This is a genomic window from Massilia phyllostachyos (assembly GCF_021044825.1).
Taxonomy (GTDB): domain Bacteria; phylum Pseudomonadota; class Gammaproteobacteria; order Burkholderiales; family Burkholderiaceae_D; genus Telluria; species Telluria phyllostachyos.
Genome location: NZ_JAJNOC010000003.1, coordinates 467,561 through 487,346, shown reverse-complemented (window position 1 = coordinate 487,346; position 19,786 = coordinate 467,561). Strand labels below are relative to the sequence as shown.

19 protein-coding genes and 1 tRNA gene are annotated in these 19,786 nt (G+C 67.2%); 11 read left to right on the top strand and 9 right to left on the bottom strand.

Annotated features, from left to right (window positions below):
* The first annotated feature begins 59 nt into the window (after nucleotides 1–59).
* Complete coding sequence (locus tag LQ564_RS13110) at nucleotides 60–917, top strand: CAP domain-containing protein (protein WP_231058537.1); 858 nt, start codon at nucleotides 60–62, stop codon at nucleotides 915–917.
* 115 nt (nucleotides 918–1,032) lie between these two features.
* Complete coding sequence (locus LQ564_RS13105) at nucleotides 1,033–1,929, top strand: apurinic/apyrimidinic endonuclease family protein (RefSeq protein WP_231058536.1); 897 nt, start codon at nucleotides 1,033–1,035, stop codon at nucleotides 1,927–1,929.
* An 87-nt stretch (nucleotides 1,930–2,016) separates the two neighbouring features.
* On the opposite strand, the gene LQ564_RS13100 is transcribed toward LQ564_RS13105, so the two are convergent.
* Both LQ564_RS13100 and epsC read right to left on the bottom strand, forming a co-directional pair.
* Nucleotides 2,017–2,715 (bottom strand): alpha/beta fold hydrolase, encoded by a 699-nt coding sequence (locus tag LQ564_RS13100; protein ID WP_231058535.1) that lies wholly within the window; start codon nucleotides 2,713–2,715, stop codon nucleotides 2,017–2,019.
* 42 nt (nucleotides 2,716–2,757) lie between these two features.
* On the bottom strand, nucleotides 2,758–3,675 hold the full coding sequence (gene epsC, locus LQ564_RS13095) for a serine O-acetyltransferase EpsC (protein WP_231058534.1): 918 nt from the start codon (nucleotides 3,673–3,675) through the stop codon (nucleotides 2,758–2,760).
* Nucleotides 3,676–3,828: 153 nt separating this feature from the next.
* Between epsC and LQ564_RS13090 the strand changes: the two genes are divergently transcribed.
* The 4 genes from LQ564_RS13090 (at nucleotide 3,829) to LQ564_RS13075 (ending at nucleotide 5,627) form a co-directional block, all read left to right on the top strand.
* Entirely contained in the window at nucleotides 3,829–4,314 is a 486-nt protein-coding gene (locus LQ564_RS13090) for an acyl-CoA thioesterase (protein ID WP_231058533.1), read from the top strand.
* 89 nt (nucleotides 4,315–4,403) lie between these two features.
* Entirely contained in the window at nucleotides 4,404–4,946 is a 543-nt protein-coding gene (locus LQ564_RS13085; RefSeq protein ID WP_231058532.1) for a lipocalin family protein, read from the top strand.
* Between the two features lie 57 nt (nucleotides 4,947–5,003).
* Nucleotides 5,004–5,079: transfer RNA gene (locus LQ564_RS13080), tRNA-Phe, on the top strand.
* A gap of 203 nt (nucleotides 5,080–5,282) precedes the next feature.
* Nucleotides 5,283–5,627, top strand: a complete 345-nt coding sequence (locus tag LQ564_RS13075) for a zinc ribbon domain-containing protein YjdM (protein ID WP_231058531.1) — start codon at nucleotides 5,283–5,285, stop codon at nucleotides 5,625–5,627.
* Between the two features lie 134 nt (nucleotides 5,628–5,761).
* Here LQ564_RS13075 and LQ564_RS13070 read toward each other — a convergent pair whose 3' ends face one another.
* Entirely contained in the window at nucleotides 5,762–6,943 is a 1,182-nt protein-coding gene (locus LQ564_RS13070) for a hypothetical protein (RefSeq protein ID WP_231058530.1), read from the bottom strand.
* A gap of 255 nt (nucleotides 6,944–7,198) precedes the next feature.
* Here LQ564_RS13070 and LQ564_RS13065 point away from each other — a divergent pair, with 255 nt between their 5' ends.
* Nucleotides 7,199–8,266: a zinc-binding metallopeptidase family protein gene (locus LQ564_RS13065; protein ID WP_231058529.1), complete on the top strand. Its 1,068-nt coding sequence runs from the start codon at nucleotides 7,199–7,201 to the stop codon at nucleotides 8,264–8,266.
* Between the two features lie 42 nt (nucleotides 8,267–8,308).
* Here the strand turns inward: LQ564_RS13065 and LQ564_RS13060 are convergent, their stop codons facing one another.
* Nucleotides 8,309–9,319: an alpha-E domain-containing protein gene (locus tag LQ564_RS13060; protein WP_231058528.1), complete on the bottom strand. Its 1,011-nt coding sequence runs from the start codon at nucleotides 9,317–9,319 to the stop codon at nucleotides 8,309–8,311.
* A gap of 1 nt (nucleotide 9,320) precedes the next feature.
* Nucleotides 9,321–10,733 carry a circularly permuted type 2 ATP-grasp protein gene (locus tag LQ564_RS13055; RefSeq protein WP_231058527.1) on the bottom strand — a complete coding sequence of 471 codons (1,413 nt, stop codon included), beginning with the start codon at nucleotides 10,731–10,733 and terminating at the stop codon, nucleotides 9,321–9,323.
* A gap of 170 nt (nucleotides 10,734–10,903) precedes the next feature.
* Between LQ564_RS13055 and LQ564_RS13050 the strand changes: the two genes are divergently transcribed.
* Nucleotides 10,904–13,399: a circularly permuted type 2 ATP-grasp protein gene (locus tag LQ564_RS13050; protein ID WP_231058526.1), complete on the top strand. Its 2,496-nt coding sequence runs from the start codon at nucleotides 10,904–10,906 to the stop codon at nucleotides 13,397–13,399.
* Nucleotides 13,396–14,316: a transglutaminase family protein gene (locus LQ564_RS13045; protein WP_231058525.1), complete on the top strand. Its 921-nt coding sequence runs from the start codon at nucleotides 13,396–13,398 to the stop codon at nucleotides 14,314–14,316. The genes LQ564_RS13050 and LQ564_RS13045 overlap by 4 nt, the downstream gene beginning before the upstream one ends.
* Here the strand turns inward: LQ564_RS13045 and LQ564_RS13040 are convergent.
* Complete coding sequence (locus LQ564_RS13040) at nucleotides 14,313–15,695, bottom strand: aminotransferase-like domain-containing protein (protein WP_371873483.1); 1,383 nt, start codon at nucleotides 15,693–15,695, stop codon at nucleotides 14,313–14,315. The genes LQ564_RS13045 and LQ564_RS13040 overlap by 4 nt on opposite strands.
* A gap of 120 nt (nucleotides 15,696–15,815) precedes the next feature.
* Here LQ564_RS13040 and LQ564_RS13035 point away from each other — a divergent pair, with 120 nt between their 5' ends.
* Nucleotides 15,816–16,052, top strand: a complete 237-nt coding sequence (locus LQ564_RS13035; RefSeq protein ID WP_231058582.1) for a hypothetical protein — start codon at nucleotides 15,816–15,818, stop codon at nucleotides 16,050–16,052.
* Nucleotides 16,053–16,068: 16 nt separating this feature from the next.
* Here the strand turns inward: LQ564_RS13035 and LQ564_RS13030 are convergent, their stop codons facing one another.
* The 3 genes from LQ564_RS13030 to LQ564_RS13020 are packed head-to-tail and all read right to left on the bottom strand — an operon-like array spanning nucleotide 16,069 to nucleotide 18,665.
* Nucleotides 16,069–16,881 carry a hypothetical protein gene (locus LQ564_RS13030; RefSeq protein ID WP_231058523.1) on the bottom strand — a complete coding sequence of 271 codons (813 nt, stop codon included), beginning with the start codon at nucleotides 16,879–16,881 and terminating at the stop codon, nucleotides 16,069–16,071.
* Nucleotides 16,882–16,912: 31 nt separating this feature from the next.
* Nucleotides 16,913–17,503, bottom strand: coding sequence for a TerD family protein (locus tag LQ564_RS13025; RefSeq protein WP_231058522.1), 591 nt, complete (start codon nucleotides 17,501–17,503; stop codon nucleotides 16,913–16,915).
* 28 nt (nucleotides 17,504–17,531) lie between these two features.
* Complete coding sequence (locus tag LQ564_RS13020) at nucleotides 17,532–18,665, bottom strand: toxic anion resistance protein (RefSeq protein WP_231058521.1); 1,134 nt, start codon at nucleotides 18,663–18,665, stop codon at nucleotides 17,532–17,534.
* Between the two features lie 126 nt (nucleotides 18,666–18,791).
* Between LQ564_RS13020 and LQ564_RS13015 the strand changes: the two genes are divergently transcribed.
* Nucleotides 18,792–19,634 (top strand): DMT family transporter, encoded by an 843-nt coding sequence (locus LQ564_RS13015; protein ID WP_231058520.1) that lies wholly within the window; start codon nucleotides 18,792–18,794, stop codon nucleotides 19,632–19,634.
* Nucleotides 19,635–19,786 lie beyond the last annotated feature (152 nt).

The following is a 19,786-nucleotide window of genomic DNA, read 5'->3' as shown; positions in this document are numbered from 1 at the left end:
TTTCCTGTCAATTTCATATTCAGCATGGCGATGGCCATGCCCGACGAGGAAGCACCATCTTGCAAGCACATCTGTCGACCGCCCTCCTGCTGCTGTCCGCCGCCGGCGCGAGTGCGGCGCCGGTCCAGGCCAGCGAACTGGGCGCCATGGTGAATGCCTACCGCGCCGCGCCCGGCGCCTGCCGCGGCGGTCCGGCCACGCCCGCGGCCCTGCTGGCCGAGCCGGTGGCCCTGTCGCGCGTGCGCATCGGGCCGGGCGCCTTCATCGAACTGGCGCTGGAACGCGCCGGCTTCGCGGCCGACCATGCCGAAGCGATCAGCGTCACCGGTCCGCACACCGCCCAGGAAGCCATGACCGTGCTGCAGGAAAAATACTGCAGCACCCTGCTCAGCCCCGGCTTTTCGGCCGTCGGCAGCTACCGCGAAGGCAATGAATGGACCGTGGTGCTGGCGCGCGCTGCGCCGCCGTTGCCGACCGAAACCTTCCCCGACTGGCAGGATGCGGGCCAGGCGATCCTGGCGGGCGTCAACGCGGCCCGCGCCAGCGCGCGCAGCTGCGGTGAGCAGCGCTTCGGGCCGGCCCCGCCGGTGCGCTGGAACCCGGCCCTGGGCCAGGCCGCGCTCGGCCACAGCCGCGACATGGCGGCCAAGCGCTACTTCAACCACAAGGCGAAGGACGGCAGCCAGGTCGCCCAACGCGCCACGCGCGCAGGCTACCAGTGGGGCCGGGTCGGCGAGAACATCGCGTTCGGCCAGAGCTCGCCGGCCGAGGCCGTGGCCGGCTGGCTGGAGAGTCCGGGCCATTGCGCCAACATCATGAACCCCGGCTTCACCGAGATGGGCGCCGCCTATGGCATCGCGGCCGAGCGGCGCAGCGGCCTGGTCTACTGGACCCAGGTGTTCGCCGCGCCGCGCTGAGCCGGCGTAAAGCCCGCGTCCCGTTTCCGACCCGCACAGCGAGGCGTGCCGTACCGCTCGAAAATCCACCCTGCGCTAGACTGGCCCGACAGCAAACCGCAAGGAAGAGCAGACCATGCAACCACATCTCGGACTCGTGTGCATCACCGCGTCGAAGGACGTCCGCTACCGCACGGTGACCCGCAAGCGCCTCCTCGAACACAGCCTCGACGCCCAGCGCAAGCTGCTGGAAGACCTGTACCGCGACAATATCCACACCTTCGACAACGCCATGCGCTACTGCGAGGCCGAAGGCATCGGCCTGTACCGCCTGCCCTCCTCGATCTTTCCCTTCGCCGACGAGGACATTGGACGCGAGGTGCTGGCGCCGTTCGCCGCGACGCTGGCGCGTTCGGGCCGGCGCGCGACCGAGCGCGGCATCCGGCTGGTGATGCATCCGGACCAGTTCGTGGTGCTCAGCTCGGATTCGGACGGGGTGGTGGCGAACAGCGTCAAGATCCTGCAGATGCACGCCGACATCATGGACTTGCTGGAGCAGCCGCGTTCGGGCTGGGCGCTGCTGGAAATCCACGGCGGCAAGGGAAACCGCGCCGACGCCCTGGTCGAGCGCATCGCCGAGCTGCCGGACGGCATCCGCTGCCGCCTGGGGCTGGAGAACGACGAATACGCCTACGGCGCCGACGAGATCCACGACATCTGCATGCGCGCCGGCGTGCCGATGGTGTTCGACGCCCACCACCACGTGGTGCACGACAAGCTCGACAGCTACGAGCATCCAAGCGTGGGGGAGATGGTGCTGAAGGCGCGCGAAACCTGGCTCAATCCCGCGCACCAGCTGGTGCATATCTCGAACGGGCGCGAAGGGTTCAACGACCGTCAGCATTCGGACCTGATCGAGGTGATGCCGTCATCCTACCTGAGCGCGCCCTACATCGAGATCGAAGCGAAGATGAAAGAGGAAGCAATCCGTGGCCTGCGCAGCTGGGCCGCGACAGCCGAGGCACGCGCCTGATCCCGCGTCAACGTCATTCCATTGTTGACCAGAAGACCGTCGCACCGGCGGAGGCCAGTGCCCAATTTCTGTCCGCGTCCAGACTGCTCAACGCGCAGCCGTCACCCGTTCCAGCCACGGCGCCATGACATCGAGCAGCGCCTCCGGCGCCTCGATCGGCACCATGTGCCCGCTGTCCTCGATCACCGCGAGCTCCGCCCCCGGAATCCCCACCCGCAGTTCCTCCGATTCCTCCCGGCTGCGCAGCCGGTCATGCCCCGCCGCGATCACCAGCGTCGGGCAGCGAATCTCGCCCAATCGCTCGCCGTCGCCCGCACGCACGATGGCTGACTGGCGCCGGAACACCTCGCCGCCCAGGCGCACGCCCATGGCGCGCACGCGCTCGATCAGCGCCTCGTTGTGCGCCTGGTCCGGATGCAGGGAGGTGGCGATCGCCGTGCGGCTCAAGCCCGAAAAGGACACCGACGCCGCGGCGGCGCCGACCGTGCCGCGGCTCTTGCGCAATGACGGCGTATCCGCGCGCGACGACGTCGCGATCAGCACCAGCGCGCGCACGCGCTCCGGCGCCAGCCGCGCGATCTCGCGGGCGACGTAGCCGCCCATCGAAAAACCGACCAGGATGAAGCTGTCCGGCGCATCGGCCACGGCGCGCTGCGCCATCGCCTCGATGGTCGGATCGTGACGCAGGTCGGCATGGACCGTGGGCCCGAAGGGCGCCAGGCCATCGGCCATGTCGTCCCAGAGTGCTTCGTCGGCCATATAGCCGGGTACAAGGAAGATGGACATCGCGCCATGATAGCAGCGCGCCGCCGCGTCATATACCTTGCGTCATGTATTGCGCATCTGCGCCTGCGACACATTGCTCCCTGGCGGCACGCTCTGGGTCAGCCAGACATTGCCGCCGATGGTCGAGCCGGCGCCCACCGTGATGCGTCCCAGGATGGTGGCGCCGGCGTAGATGACGACGTCGTCCTCGACGATCGGGTGGCGCGGCGTGCCCTTCACCAGGGCGCCGCTCGCGTCCACCGGGAAGCGCTTGGCGCCCAGGGTCACCGCCTGGTACAGGCGCACGCGCTCGCCCAGCACGGCGGTCTCGCCGATGACGACGCCGGTGCCGTGGTCGATGAAGAAGCTGCCGCCGATGGTTGCCGCCGGGTGGATGTCGATGCCGGTCAGCGAGTGCGCGATGTCGGCCGCCAGGCGCGCCAGGAACGGCACGCCGAGGCGGTGCAGGCAGTGCGCCAGGCGGTGGTAGAGGATGGCGATGGTGCCGGGATAGCACAGCATGATCTCGGCCACCGAACTGGCCGCCGGGTCGCCTGCCATCGCCGCCTGCACGTCCGACACCAGCAGGGCGCGGATGCCCGGCAGGCTGGCCGCGAACGCGCGCGTGATCGCTTGCGCGCGTTCCGCCAGCCCCCCTTCGTCCGCGTCCGTGAACTGCGGCGAGAAGCGCAGTGCGCGCCGCACCTGCTCCACCAGGCGGTCGAGCGTGACGTGGAGGGTGTCGCCGACAAAATAGTCGATGCTCTCGTCGTTCAGGTCGGGCCGTCCGTAATGGGTCGGAAACAGCGCCGCGGAGACGCCGTTGACTACTTGCATCAGGACCTCGCGCGACGGCAGTTCGCGCACGCGGCCATGGTGGCGGATGTTGTGGGTCGACTCGCGCGAGGTGCGCAGCGCGTCGATGATCGGGCCCAGGTGCCAGTGCACGGAGCCGCTCGGGGTGGGGAGTTCGCTGTTCATGGGCCGAGCCTATCCCAGCTTCGCGCGACTGGGAACGATTCAGATCACACTTCGATATAAGAAAAACATCGTTAGACATGCGATCACTGTTATTGCTGAGCGGAAGTTTTTGGCGCAGCATAGAATCGATCCTTATTTCTCGACGAGTCCCGCATGAACCTGCCCTCCCACCAGCTGTCGATGACGGTCCTGATGACCCCGGACACTGCCAACTTTTCCGGTAACGTCCACGGCGGCACCATCCTGAAACTGCTCGACCAGGTCGCCTACGCCTGCGCCAGCCGCTACGCCGGCCGCTACGTGGTGACCATGAGCGTCGACCAGGTGACCTTCCGCCAGCCGATCCACGTGGGCGAGCTGGTGACCTTCCTGGCCTCCGTGAACTACGCCGGCCGCAGCTCGATGGAGATCGGCATCAAAGTGATCGCCGAGGACATCCGCTCGAAGGTGGTGCGCCATGTGAACAGCTGCTTCTTCACGATGGTCGCGGTGGACGACGACCGCAAGCCGGTGGCGGTGCCGCCACTGACCCCGTCGACGCCGGACGAGGAACGCCGCCACGAGGAAGCCAAGGGCCGCAAGGCGGCGCGCCTGGCGCTCGAGCGCCAGCATGCGGAGCGGGCGGCGGCGCGCGGCTAGGCGCGTAGTCTGCCGCCCGGCTTGCTGGCGTGCGGCGCGCGGCGGGCCGGACCGCTAGGATAGGTGCTCGACCATTTCCGGGAGCACCCATGAAGACCGCCTTGTTCGCAGCGCCGGCACTGGCCCTGCTTCTCTCCGCCCAGGCCTGCGCCGCCGAACCGCTCGCCACCATCCCTTCCCTCGACCTCAAGCGCTACGCCGGCACTTGGTACGAGATCGCCAAGTTCCCGAATTCGTTCCAGGACAAGTGCGTCGGCTACACCACCGCCACCTACAGCGCGCGCCCGGACGGCCGCGTCGACGTCGTCAACCGCTGCCGCCGCAAGGATGGCGACAACGAGGTCGCCGAGGGCGTGGCGCGTCAGCCGGAAGGACCCGCCTCGCCCAAGCTGGAAGTGCGCTTCGCGCCCGCGATCATGTCCTTCCTGCCGATGGTCTGGGGCGACTACTGGGTGATCGACCTGGACGCCGGCTACACCCTGGCCGCGGTCAGCGAGCCGAAGCGCGAGTACCTGTGGATCCTGTCGCGCACGCCCACGGTCGATCCGGCTGCCTACGACGCCCTGTTGAAACGGCTGGCGGCGCAAGGGCTGGACATGAAACGCCTGGTGCCGACCAGGCAGGCCCCTTGATCAAGTTTCCTCAGGGTCTTCCGCCACTTCAATGCTTGTGCTAGAATGCAAGCCCTTGGCCTGGTAGCTCAGTTGGTAGAGCAGAGGATTGAAAATCCTTGTGTCGGTGGTTCGATTCCGCCCCGGGCCACCAAGAAGATTTTGCATCACGCCAACCCATGCGGTTGGCGTTTTTGTATGCGCTGAAAGCTGTTTCGAACGCCAACCCATTCAGGTTGGCGTTTTTATTTGCCGCTGCCCTTACTGGAATCTGCGACTTGCTGCTCCCTGGCGCCTTCAGCGTACAATAGAACGTTTTACCTTCCTATTTTTCGTCTTCGTCCTTCATTGATCACCATGACTTCCCTGCCGTCCTGCCCCGTTTGCTCCTCCACGCTGACCTACGAGGACGGCTCCGGCAACTATGTTTGCCCCGAATGCGCGCACGAGTGGCCGGTCGCGGGCGAGGCAGAGGCCGAGGATACTGCGCGTGTCTGGCGCGACGCGGCCGGCAATGTGCTGCAGGACGGCGATTCGGTGACCGTCATCAAGGACCTCAAGCTCAAGGGCGGTGGCGGTGTGGTCAAGCAGGGCACCAAGGTCAAGAACATCCGCCTGGTCGAGGGTGACCACGATATCGATTGCAAGATCGAAGGGTTCGGCGCGATGAGCTTGAAGACGGAATTCGTTCGCAAGAGCTGAGTTGGCTGGTATATCGGCCACTTATGCTGTTGTAGGGTGGACGCTCCCGCGCCCACGGGTTCAAGCAGCGTGAGAATGGACGATGCGCCTTATTTCACAGTGTCGTTGAACGCGTGGGCGGAGGACCGCCCACCCTACAAACTGCTTGGCTTGAGCAGCACCAGCCCAGTGTTCGCGCTGGCGACGATCACGCCGCTGTCGTTGATCGCCAGCGCTTGCTCCAGCACCAATCCCGGCGGCGTCCGCCGCAGCAGCCGGTTCAGGTCGAGCATCCCATTCCTCTCGCTCCAGACGAAGGCGCGCATGGCGCCGGCCCCGTTCTCGGCGAAGCCGACGATCTGGCCCCTGGCGTTGACGGCGCGCGCGACCGAGGTGCGGCCGCCCAGGGCGCCGAGTTCGCGCATGCCGCCGCGGCGGGTCCAGGACATGGCGCGCTGGCGGCCATCCGGATAGCCGATGGCGCCGGCGATGTGCAGGCCGGGCGTCATCGCATTCACCCACGCCGTGCTGCCGCGGCCGATGCCGAGGTCGCGCATGCCGCCCGCCTGCGTCCACAGGAAGGGGCGGTCGCCGCCGTCGTCCCAGGACGCGAGCCGGTTGCCGGCCACCTCGCCGCCCGCCCCGACCGCCACGGGGCTCGATTCGATGCTGCCGAGCGTGTCGATATCGATCAGGCCGCGTTCCCGCGTCCAGGCGAATACCCGGGTCGTCTCGTCGTCGATGGTGCTGACGCCCGCGATCACGCCGCCATCGTTGAGCACCCGGCCACCCGACGGCGCGGGTGTGCTGCCCAGATCCTGCAGGCCGCCAGCCGCGCTCCAGCGGAAGGGCCGCGTGCCGCCCTGGAAAGAACCGGTCACGACGCCACGCCCATTGATCGCCATGCCATACGACGATCCGCTGTCCTTGCCTGCGGCCAGGTCGCGCATGCCGCCGCGCGCGCTCCAGACAAAGGCGCGTTCGACCCCGGCCTTGTTCAGCGCCGTGCCGGCGACCTGTCCCGCATCGTTCAGGCCGTTCGCATAGACCGCGCCGCCGCCGGGAAAGCCGAGCTGCCGCAGCGCGGCGCCGTCATAAAAGAAGCCCTTTGTGCGCCCGCCGATCACCATCGACACGGCGACCTGCCCGGCCGCGTTGATGCGCGGATAGCTCCCAATCGTCCCGGGCAGCAGCTCCACCACCTCATATCGAACCTGCGCCCCGCCGGCCCTGCCCGCTTCCTGGCCGGAAGGCGCGACCGTCTGCGCCATCGCCGCACCGCTTATCGCCAGCAGCAGCAACATCAGATGCCGCAGCCCTTGTCGAAACAATTCCATGTTTTCTCCAAAGAAGTCTGACCTGCCCCAGCGGCAGCGGACTTCATCATGCCCGGCGACGGAAAGACCTACCCGAGCGCGATCAGGCGTAACGCCCGCATTTGTGCTGGACCAATCGGCTTTTCCGCAGCCAAGTGCTCACAAGATCTAACCCGCACACGATATGAGGCGTTGTCCGACACGTGCCTGCGGAGTTCCGATTTACTGCTAGATTAGCGGCAGCTGAAAACCAACAATCCCCGTACTCCGTCCACGATGAAAACCTTCCATTGCGATAAATGTTCGCAGCAGATCTTCTTTGAAAACACGCTCTGCTTCCGTTGCAGCAGCATGCTGGGCTACCAGCCGGCCCGGCGCACCCTCGACAGCTTCGAGCAGACCGGAGACGGCCTGTGGCGCAGCCTGAACCAGAAGGACGAGGGCAAGCTCTACAAGCAATGCGCCAACTACGTGCAGCACAATGTCTGCAACTGGATGCTGCCCGCGGACGACCCGCACGATCTGTGCGAATCCTGCCAGCTGACCGTCGTCATCCCTGCCCTGGGCTCGGAAAAGAACCGCGTCCTCTGGTCGCGCCTCGAGGCGGCCAAGCGCCGCCTGCTGTTCACCCTGGCCGCGCTCGACCTGACGCCGGCCAGCAAGGAACAGGAGCCCGAGACCGGTCTGGCTTTCCAGTTCCTGGAAGACGGCGTCTCCGACCAGTGCGTGATGACCGGCCACGCCAATGGCGTGATCACCCTGAACATCGCCGAGGCCGACCCGGCCGAACGCGAGCGCACGCGCGAGCAGATGCACGAGCGTTACCGTACGCTGCTGGGCCACTTCCGTCACGAAAGCGGCCACTATTATTTCGACCGCCTGGTGGTGGGCAGCCCCTGGATCGACGAATACCGCGCCCTGTTCGGCGACGAGCGCCAGGATTACGGCGAAGCCCTCAAGCGCCACTATGGCGCAGGCCCGGTGGCCGACTGGGAGGCGCGCTTCGTCAGCAGCTACGCCAGCTCTCACCCGTGGGAAGACTGGGCCGAGACCTGGGCCCACTACCTGCACATGATCGACACCCTGGAAACGGCGCATGCCTGTGGCCTGTCGCTCAAGCCCGCCACCCCGGGCGAGCCGACCCTGGACGGCGTCACCCTGCCGACCCGGACCGATTCCTTCGGCGACACCCTGCACGACTGGTTCGCGCTGACCTATGTGCTCAATAGCCTGAACCGCAGCATCGGGATGCCGGATTCCTATCCCTTCACGCTCAGCCCGCCGGTGCTGGAAAAGCTGGCCTTCGTGCACAAGGTGGTGCGGGCGCACGGCGCACCACGATGATGCAAGCCGGGCCGGCGCATCACATCGTGGTGCGTCCGTGCTTCATCGTGTCCGGGTCTGCGTTTGCGTCTGCGTTTGCGATTGCAATGGCGCGCTTTCCTCCACGCTCGGCGCCGGCGGCATCAGGAAGTCTCGGCTGATGCCGTGGCCGATTTCCGCGATCGCGGCCAGGAAGCTTGTCAGGAATTCGTGCAGGCCGCGCTCCAGGATCTCGTCGATGTCGACCGATTGCAGCATCGCATGCAGCTTCTGGGCCTGGCGCTCGGTGCCGCGCGAGACCTCGTTGCGCACTGCCTGCAGGTTCTCCACCACGGCCGCCACGCAGGCGATCAGCGAGCGCGGCATCCTTGGCTGCAGGATCAGGAGTTCCGCCACCCGGGTCGGCGTGATGGCGTCGCGGTACACCTTGCGATAGGTCTCGAAGGCCGATACCGAGCGCAGCAGGGCCGCCAGGTAGTAGAACTCGCCCTGCGCCCCGCCCTGTTCGGTGTCCGTGTCCAGCGACCTGAACTTGACGTCGAGGATGCGCGCCGTGTTGTCGGCCCGTTCCAGGAAGGTGCCGAGGCGGATGAAGTTGAAGGCTTCGTCCTGGAACATGGTGCCGATCGTGACGCCGCGCGACATGTGCGAGCGGTACTTGACCCATTCCAGGAACTGGCCCGGATTGGTCTCGTACAGGCGGTTGTGGAGGTGCTGCTGCAGCGTCAGCCAGGTGGTGTTCTCGGTTTCCCACACCTCGGTCGGCAGGGTCCCGCGCACGGCGCGCGCATTTTCGCGCGCGGCGCGCAGGCAATTGACGATCGACGAGGGATGGTCCGGATCGCGCACCATGAAGTCGATCACGTTCTTCTGGCTCAATTCGGAATAACGGGTCTCGAACTGGCGTTCCAGTTCGTTCACTTCGAGCATGGTGCGCCAGCCCTGCTGCTCGGCCTGGGCCGATTGCGGCATCAGCGCATATTGGATGCGGACGTCGAGCATGCGCGCGGCATTTTCCGCCCGCTCGGTATAGCGGGCCATCCAGAACAAGTGGTCTGCGGTACGGCTCAACATATCAGTTCTCCAGTATCCAGGTGTCCTTGGTGCCGCCGCCTTGCGAGGAATTGACGACGAGCGAACCTTCCTGCAGCGCCACCCGGGTCAGGCCGCCCGGCACCATCGACACGGTCTTGCCCGACAACACGAAGGGACGCAGGTCGATGTGGCGCGGCGCCACGCCCGATTCGACATAGGTCGGGCAGGCTGACAGCGCCAGGGTCGGCTGGGCGATGTAGCCGTCGGGCTTGGCCAGCAGGCGCTGGCGGAAGGCTTCGATCTCGGCCTGGGTCGAGGCCGGCCCGACCAGCATGCCGTAGCCGCCGGCGCCGTGCACTTCCTTCACTACCAGCTCGGGCAGATTCGCCAGCGTATACGCCAGGTCTTCTTTCTTACGGCACTGGTAAGTCGGCACGTTGTTCAGGATCGGTTTTTCGCCGAGGTAGAACTCGATCATGTCCGGCACGTAGGGGTAGATCGATTTGTCGTCGGCGACGCCGGTGCCGATCGCATTGGCCAGGCCGACCCGGCCGGCGCGCACCGCGTCCAGCAGGCCCGGCACGCCCAGGGTCGATTCGGGGCGGAAGGCGCGCGGGTCGAGGTAGTCGTCGTCGATGCGGCGGTAGATCACGTCGACCTGCTTCGGCCCGCGCGTGGTGCGCATATAGACGGTGTTGTTGGCGACATACAGGTCTTGCCCCTGCACCAGGGCCACGCCCATCTGCTGGGCCAGGAAGGCGTGCTCGAAATAGGCCGAGTTGTACATGCCCGGCGTGAGCACGACCACGGTCGGATCGAGCACGCCGCCAGGGGCCGCACTGCGCAGGTTGTCGAGCAGCAGGTCAGGGTAATGGTCGACCGGCGCCACCCGGTTGCGCGCGAACAGCGCCGGGAACAGCCGCATCATCATCTTGCGGTTTTCCAGCATGTAAGAGACACCCGAGGGCACGCGCAGGTTATCCTCGAGCACGTAGAACTCGCCTTCGCCCGCGCGCACGATGTCGACGCCGGCGATGTGGGCATAGACGTCGGACGGCAGCTGGATGCCGCGCATCACGGGGCGGTACTGGGCATTGTCGAGGATCTGTTCGGCCGGGATGATGCCTGCCTTCAGGATTTCCTGGTGGTGGTAGACGTCGTGCAGGAAGCGGTTCAGCGCCGTCACCCTTTGCACCAGGCCGGCCTGCAGGGTGGCCCATTCGGCGGCGTTGATCACCCGCGGGATGATGTCGAAGGGGATCAGCCTTTCCTTGCCGGCGTTGTCGCCATACACGGCAAAGGTGATGCCGACCCGCTGGAAATTCAGCTCGGCTTCCGCCCGCTTCTGTTCGATGTGCTGGGGCGATTGTTCAGCGAGCCATTGCGCGAACGCGTTGTAGTGAGGCCGTACGTTTGCCGCATCGGAGTACATTTCGTTATAAAAATTGGGCATCGCTTCCTCCTGTCCCTTCGATGCATTCAAGAAACGTGCCAGCGCGCCGCCCTGCACGTCTGGCAAGTATATTGTGGGAATGAAACATGCTTAAACACACTTGAATACACCATTTGCATTGACCGGGGATTTACCCTATCGTCTTGTTTCTCTGCGTAAAGTAACGCCTGATGTCCACCCCATTCCTCGCCCATTACCCAGCCGCCCCTACCGGTTTCGACGAAATGTTTGATCCGCTCGGACACCCGCGCGCGCACTGGCGCGCCCTGCTGGATAACCTGCAGCAGGAAGCGCCCGAGGCGATGCGCCAGCGCCGCGAGACGGTGCGGCGGCAAGTGCGCGAGAACGGCGTCAGCTACAACGTGCTGGCCGACGCCGGCCGCAAGCCGCGTTCCTGGGACCTGAACCTGCTGCCCCTGATCCTGCCGCACGAGGAATGGCGCGGCATCGAAGCCGGGGTCACGCAACGCGCCACCCTGCTGAACACGATCCTCGGCGACATCTACGGCAAGCAGGAAATGCTGCACGAAGGCCTGCTGCCGCCGGCACTGGTGCACGGCCACGGCGGCTTCCTGCGTCCCTGCCACGGCCTGCGCCACATTGACGGCGTGGCCCTGCATTTCTATGCGGCCGACCTGGCGCGCGGGCCGGACGGATGCTGGTGGGTGCTGGCCGACCGCACCCAGGCGCCGTCCGGCGCCGGCTATGCGCTGGAAAACCGCGCCATCATCGCCCCCGCCTTCCCCGAGCTGCTGCGCGAGCTGAAGGTGCGGCCGCTGGGCGGGTTCTTCCGCAGCATGCACGACAGCCTGGTGCACTGGGGCCGCCTGTGCGCGGCGCAGGGCGATGCGCCGGCGCCGCTGCGCGGCGGCGAAATGCCGCGTATCGTCCTGCTCACCCCAGGCCCGCGCTCCGAGAGCTACTATGAGCAGGCCTACCTGGCGCGCCACCTCGGTCTGCCGCTGGTCGAGTGCGGCGACCTGACGGTGCGCGACGGCGTGGTCTACCTCAAGACCCTGGCCGGCCTGCAGCGGGTGCACGTGATCGTGCGCCGGGTCGACGACGATTGCTGCGACCCGCTCGAGCTGCCGGATGCGGCCTTCGGCGTGCCGGGACTGACCCAGGCCGCCCGCCGCGGCAACGTGCTGGTGGCCAACGGCCTCGGTTCCGGCCTGCTCGAATCGGGCGCCCTGCTCGGCTACCTGCCGGGGCTCTCCGAGCGGCTGTTGGGCGAGCCCTTGAAGATGCCGTCGGTGGCGACCTGGTGGTGCGGCGAGCCGGCGGCCCTGGAGAACGTGGTCGCGGGCCTGGACCGGCTGGTGATCAAGCCCGCCTTCCCGCAGCGGCCGCAGGAACCGGTGTTCGGCCAGGACCTCGATGCGGGAGCGCGCGCGGCCCTAGCCGCGCAGCTGCGCGCGCGGCCCGAGCACTACATCGCCCAGGAAGTGGTGCGGCTGTCGCAGTCGCCCGAGTGGTGCGACAGCCCTGAACCCGGCCTGCAGCCGCGCGCGGTGGCGCTGCGCGTGTTCGCCTGCGCCACGCCGAACGGCTATGTCGTGATGCCGGGCGGCCTGACCCGCATCGGCAGCGGCCTCGACGCGCGCGTGCTGACCATGCAGATGGGTGGCGCCAGCAAGGACACCTGGGTCCAGGCGCGCGCCGGCGCCGAGGCGCACCGCGCGCAGCAGTCCCGGGTCACGGCCCGCGACCTCGTGCGCGAAGACAGCAACCTGTCCAGCCGTACGGCGGAAAACCTGCTGTGGTTCGGGCGCCATGCCGAACGCTGCGAGAACGTCTGCCGCTTGCTGCGGGTCGCCTTCGGCTTCCTGTTGAACGTCCCGGTCGAGCAGCGCGGCGCGGATTGGTGGACGGTCGAGTCCTTGTGCATCGGACTGGGCCTGATCGACGCGCAGGGCCAGTCCCGCCTCGACGCCGAACTGGAGTCGGCCCTGTTGACGGCGATGTCCTCGCCAGTCGTCCCCGGCCTGGCGCGCCAGCGGCAGGAACTGCACCGCATCGCCGCCCAGCTGCACGAACGCTTTTCGGTCGACAACTGGCGCGCCCTGAACCGCATGGCGTCGCCTGGAGCACGGCCCGCGCAATCGGAAGTGATGGCCATCCTCGACGACGCCACCGCCTCCCTGATGACCCTGACCGGCTTCGCGCTGGATGGCATGACGCGCGACCTCGGCTGGCGCTTCATGACGATCGGCCGCCGCCTGGAGCGCCTGCAGTTCCAGAGCGTGGTGCTGCAGCGCGCCCTCGTGATGGAAGCGAACGGCAGCCTCGACTGGCTGCTCGAACTGTCCGACAGCATCGTCACCTACCGCGCCCGCTACCGCGCCCAGCCCGAGTGGCTGCCGACCCTCGACCTGCTGCTGCTCGACACGACCAATCCGCGCTCGATCGCATTCCAGCTGCGCGGCATCCTGATGTCGCTGGACGATATCGCCCAGGCCCACGGCGCCTGCGGCGCGGAGCTGCTGGCGCCGCTGCAGGAAGAATTGCTGGCGCTCGATCCCGACACCGAACTGCGGCACGGGAATGCGGCGCTGCCCGCGCTGCTGGAACGGATCGGACGCGCCAGCGCGGCGCTGTCCGAGCGGATCGGCGTGCAGTTTTTCAGCTATTCCGACCAGGCCCGGCAAGGGAACCGCAGCACATGACGACCCCGACCACCACCGCATGCGCGCGCTATCGCGTGCTGCACGAGACGCGCTACCGCTACGGCGGCACGGTCACCCTGTCGCAGCAATACCTGCACCTGACGCCGCGCGCCTTTGCGTACCAGCAGATCGAGGCGCACCGCATCCTGATCGATCCAGGCGTCGACGATAGCCGTGAGGGCGTCGACTTCTTCGGCAATATCACCCGCCACGTCGGGCTCACCGCGCCGCACGACAGCCTGCTGGTGCAGGCCGAATCGACGGTCGCATTGCATGCGCGTCCCGGCCTGGCCGCGATCGCGGGCTCGCTGCCGTGGGAACACGTGCGCGACAGGATGAACCTCGATCGCAGCGAGGCGACGCTGGAAGCCTGCCGCTACCTCCACGAGTCGCCCCACGTCGGCGTCTTCCCCGAACTGGAAGCGTACGCGCGCACCAGCTTCACGCCCGGCCGGCCGCAGCTCGATGCCGCGCTCGACCTGACCCACCGGATCTTCGCCGACTTCGCCTTCGACGCCAGCGCCACCGACATCGCGACGCCGCTGGAACAGGTGATGCGCGGCCGCCGCGGCGTGTGCCAGGACTTCGCCCAGCTGATGATCGGCTGCCTGCGCAGCCTCAAGCTGCCGGCGCGCTACGTGAGCGGCTATATCCTGAACCATCCGCCGGAGGGCCAGCCGCGCCTGGTCGGAGCGGATGCCTCGCATGCCTGGGTGTCGGTGTTCTGCCCGCTGCTGGGCTGGATCGATTTCGATCCGACCAACCGCTGCCTGGTGCAGCACGAGCACATCACCCTGGGCTGGGGGCGCGACTTCAGCGACGTCACGCCGCTGCGCGGTATCGTGCTTGGTGGGGGCAGGCAGGAACTCGATGTGCGGGTGACGGTCACCCCACTCCCCTTGCCGGGCATCGGCTAGACCACAGCCGCACTGAAAGGCTCGGGGCGCCGCGCCAGCAGCTGCGACAGCCGCTGGAGGCCGGCCCGCAAGCGTCCCCGGTCCTTGATGCTGCCCAAGGATATCCGGATCGCATTCACGGAAGCACCATCGGTTGCGAATGCCTCCGCCGGCGTGACCGCGATGCCCTCGCTGCCGGCCGCATGCGCAAGCTGGGAGGCGTTCCAGTATGCCGGCAACTCGAGCCAGACATGCAGCCCGTCTCCCGCGCCGCTGTAGCGTCCGGCAAGAATGTCGCGCGCCATGGCGTGGCGCAGGCGCGCCTCCTTGCACACGCCCGCCAGTAATGCCTCGGCCGAACCGTCGAGGATCCACTGCGTGGCCAGCGCCGCCGTCAGCGGGGCGGCCATCAGCGCAAACGAGCGGAGCGCGGCCAGGAAACGTTCCCGCTCCCGCGGGTCGCGCACCAGCACGAAGGCGACACGCAAGCCGGGCGTCAGGCATTTCGACAGGGTCGAGATGTAGTAGACATTGCCGGGGCCGAAGGTGGCAATGGGCGGTGGCGGGTCCTCCGCCAGGAGCCAATAAGGATCGTCTTCGACGATGCGCACATCGCAGCGCTGTGCGATGGCGGCAAGTTCCTGGCGACGGCGTGCCGGCATGGTGACCGCGGTCGGGTTCTGCAAGGTCGGATTCAGGTAGACCAGCGCCGGCTGGTGCGCGCGGCATGCTTCTTCGAGCAGCTCGGGCAGCATGCCGTGCCGGTCCGCGCCCACGGCGACGATGCGCCGCCCGAACTGGGTCGCCGCGGCGCGCAAGCCGGGGTAACTCGCCGGCTCGGCCAGGATGACGTCGCCGGGCTCGGTCAGCGCCAGGATCAGTGCGGCGATCGCCGCCTGCGCCCCCGGACACACCAGGACCTGCGCGGCGTCCAGCTGCCCGAACATCGGCGCCAGCCACCTGGCCCCGGCCTTGCGGTCGGCGTCGCTGCCGCCGCCCAGGTGATAGGTCATCAGCAATTCGTTATCGGCCCGCATCAGCACCTGGGACAGGCCCTGTTTCAGCAGGTCGTCGAAGTCCACGCCCTCCGGCGGCGGCGGGGTGTTCATGCTCAGGTCGAGCACCGGGTTCAACTCGACTTTCGGCGCCGCCACATAGGTGCCGCGCGCGCCGCGGCCCTCCAGCAGGCTGCGGCGCCGGGCTTCGTCATAGGCACGGGTGACCGTGGTCAGGTCGACATCGAGTTGCGCCGCCAGCAGGCGCTGCGGAGGCAGGCGGTCGCCCGCTCTCAGGGACCCGTCCGCCACGGCCGCCTGCAAGGCGTCCGCAATCTGCAGGAAACGCGGCCCACCATGTGCGGCCAGGCGCGGCATCCAGCCTGGCGGATCGGCATCTTGCATGGATTTCAACTGGGACATTTTGTCTCGATGTATGGATTTTGCTTTTCAGTAGAATGCCCCAGAACGTGATCCTCACGTTAAAAAGTTTCACGTGATAGGCTGGAAATACACATCATGGACATGGAATGGTTCCCCGTCGTCTTCTTCACCTTCAAGGCTGTCGTGCTGGCCATCGGCATGTTCTTCGCCGTCAAGTGGCATTACGACCAGGGGAAGAAGGGGAAGCAGATGGAGCGGCGCGCGGTGCTGCGCGCGGGCGGCACGATCGCCCTGCTCTTCGTGCTCTTGCTCGTGGCCCTGGGGTTCGCGACCTACTACCTTGCCACCAGGCTCGGCCTGGACTTGTCCATGCCATGACCCGGCGCCGGGCGCGCTAGTTGCCGCCCTGCGCCTGCGCCATCTCGAGCGCCGGCAGGGTAACCGTCAGGAAAGATGAAATCTGCCCGATCAGGTCGGCCGCCTGCTGGCGCACTTGCCCCATCTGCATGATCGACAGCTCGGCCTGGCGCACCGCCTGCTGGATGAGCGTGCGGCGCTGGGTGATCGCGTCCGACAGGGTCGCATCCATCGCCCCGCCCGCCAGTTTCGCCACCACGGCCAGCGCGGCCGCATGCAGGCTGAGGTTCTGCGCCGATTCTTCCAGGTTGCGGGTCGCCCCTTCGCTGTCGGCCAGGAGCTTGACCAGCCCCTCGCGGGAAGCGGTGAGCAGCGCCTTGTGCTGGGCCAGCGGCAGCTGGCGCCGGAACAGCTTGCCGAACATGCCTTCCGGCGGCTTGCTGCACGCGAGCGCGGCCTCGAGCTGCGCGGGCACGGCCATGCGGGTGAACATCAGGACCAGCTCGGTGATCGGCTGCAGCAGCGCGGCCTGCTCGCGCAGCGGCGCCTCGGCCCATTCGGTGACCAGGCCAAGGCGCACCGGGAGCAGGCGCCGGAACAGGGCCGCCAGGCGCTGTTCGGCCTGGGCGACCAATTGCGGATAGTCGGCGCGGGCAAACGACAGGGCGTCGCGCACGGCCGGATGGTCGTCGCTGTCGAACAGCGGCGCCGGCCCGGCTTTCGCGGTCGCGCTGGCGCCGGCCGTCACCGGCGGCAGGTCGTCGAAGGAGAACGCCTTGGGCGGCCCATCCTGGCTTGGGGGCGCCGCCTCGTCCTCGCCGAAATCGAAGGCCCTGGGCGTGTTCGTCATGGAAGGCTCGCCCGAAACAAACGCCCGGCCCTTAGTCGACGGTGCCGCCGAGCTTGCGGATGAAGGTCGCCAGGTTCAGCTTGAAGCCGGCGCCGACGGCGTGGAAGCGCCATTCGCCATCCTTGCGGTACAGCGAGCCGAATTGCAGCGCGGTCTTGTCCGAGTAATCCTCGTCCAAGTCGTATTCCGCGATGGTTTCGCCGGTCTCGTCGTTGTACACCTTCACATACGCATCGGTGACGCTGCCGAAGGTCTGCTTGCGCACGTCGGCGTCGTGGATGGTCACGACGATCGGCATCTCCATCACCTCGGCCTCGACCCGGCCCAGGTCGACGGTGATGACTTCGTCGTCGCCGTCCTTGTCGCCGGTGCGGTTGTCGCCCGAGTGCACCACTGCGCCGTCCGGCGATGTGGTGTGGTTGTAGTAGACGAAGTGGGCGTTGCTGATCATGACCGGGTTGTCGCTCGCATCCTTCCTGCACAGGAAGACCGAGGAGTCGAGGTCGAAGGCGTGGCCCGCAGCCGCGTTGACCTTCCAGCCGAGGCCGATGCGGACACGCGTCAAGCCCGGAGCGGATTTCTCGAGGTTGATGCGGTGGCCGGTTTGGAGCGTCGTCGACATGAGGTGTCTTCTTTCAAAAAAATAAGGTTCAGCCCTTGGCCGGCGAGAAGCGCTCGATCAGCTCGCGCTCCAGCTGCTGCAGTTTCGGCAGCTCGTCGCGGCGGCGCTGCTGGCCTTCGTTCGAGATCTGCTCGAGCTTGTCGAAGGCGGTGACCAGCTGGGTCTGCACGTGCTGGGCGGTTTCCAGGCTGACCAGGGAGCGCTGCTTGGCGCGCGCCACGGTCTCGGTATTCTCCAGCAGCATGTCGGCCTGGGCGCGGAAGGCGGCGTCGGTGGCGTCGTAGGCGGCGTTCGCCACCGCCGCGCTCTGCTTGGCTTCCAGCTGCAGCAGGTAGAGCGAGAACACGTTGCGCCAGGCCGGAATCGACACGTTGACGATGTCGGTGAAGGTGTCGGTGAGTGCGCGCGCATTGTCCTGCGACAAGCGGATCTGCGGCACCATCTGGGTCGCCATCAGCATGGCGCGGCGCAGGTCGTCGATGCGCTTTTCCAGGCGCTCCAGGCGGCGCTTGAGTTCGGTCGCCTGCTGGGCTTCGAAGGCGTTGCCGGCGGCGCCCTGCTGGGCCACCGCCTGGCGCAGTTTCTCGGCCCAGGCCTCGCCCTTCTTCACGTCGGTGTCCAGGCCCTGGTAGTACTGCTCCAGGCCCTTGTACATATCGTCAAAGTCCTGGATGCGGGCGCGGTGCACGTTTGCATGGCGCGTCATTTCGCCAATCAATGTGTCCATCCGCGATTCGACCATCTGGTACTGCGACAGCATCTTTTCCTTGACCGAGCCGAACATGCCCGTCACGCGCGACAGCAGGCCGCCGGACTTCAGCTTGGCCGGGTCCAGGCCCTTGGAGGTGGCGATCAGTTCGTTCAGCTGGGTGCCGAACACGTCCGCGTCGGAGGCGCGCACGGTGCCGAGCAGCTTGGCCGAGACCTTGGCCACGCCGGCGCCGGTGGAGCCGCCGAGCGACTCGATGGCCTTGTCGTCGATGCCGGAAATGTCGACCCGCACGACCGGCGCGATCGGCGCCGGGCTCGCCTGGACCGGCGCCGCCGGCAGCATGTCCGAAGAGCTTGCCGGAATCGTCAGGGACGGAAACGGCGCCGGGGCCGCCACGGGCGGCGTGGGTGCTGCGTTCGCTTCTTCGTCGGAGGAGAACAGCGGTTTCATAACATTCCTTCAAGGGTTGACGTGACAACGGCATTAGCTTACCACTGGACAATCCGGCAGCGCGAGCCAATCCGCATCTCGTCCATGCGCGTGAAACGATTATGATCTTCGCATGGAGGACATTCGATGTCATATGCACGCACCGCCGCACTGACGATCCTGGCCCTGGCCGCATTCGCCGGCAATTCGCTGCTGTGCCGGGCAGCGCTCATCCGTACGCAGATCGACGCCGCCAGCTTCACGACGGTGCGCCTGATGTCCGGCGCGCTGGTGCTGTGGCTGCTGGTCGCGCTGCGCCGTCGCGATGATGCCGGACGGGGCAACTGGCTGTCCGCCCTGGCCCTGTTCGCCTACGCCGCCAGCTTTTCCTTCGCCTACCTGCGCCTGCCCGCCGCAAGCGGCGCCCTGATCCTGTTCGGCGCGGTGCAGGCGACGATGATCGCCTGGGGCCTGCGCTCGGGCGAGCGCCTGCGTCTCCTGCAACTGGCGGGCCTGCTGCTGGCCTGCGCCGGCCTGGTCGGCCTGCTGCTGCCCGGGCTGTCCGCGCCGCCATTGGAAAGCAGCCTGCTCATGCTGGGGGCGGGCATGGCCTGGGGCGTTTATTCGCTGCGCGGCAAGGGCGCGGGCGACCCGCTGAAGGTCACCTCCGGCAATTTCCTGCACGCCGTGCCGATCGCACTCGCCTTGAGCGTGCTGTGCTGGCGCGACGCCATCCCCGACCCGATGGGCGTCTGGTACGCCTTCCTGTCCGGCGCGCTCACCTCCGGCCTCGGCTATGCCATCTGGTACACCGCGCTGCCGCACCTGGCCTCGACCAGCGCCGCGGCCGTGCAGCTGAGCGTGCCCGTGCTGGCGGCGCTGGGCGCTGTCGCCTTCCTCGGCGAACCCCTGGACCTGCGCCTGCTCGCCGCCTCCGGCGCCATCATTGGCGGCATCGCGCTGGTGATCCTGAAGCCCCAAAAAGCCTGAGCTTGCGTCAATCTGGAACTGACGAAACGGCTGCTCATCGGCTGCCTGGACGCGTGGGCGGAGAACCGCCCACCCAGCCGTCAGCGCCCATTGACAATCTTCCGCTGTCGCGCACCGTCCACACCTTCCCTTCTGTCATACGCCCGTCATGA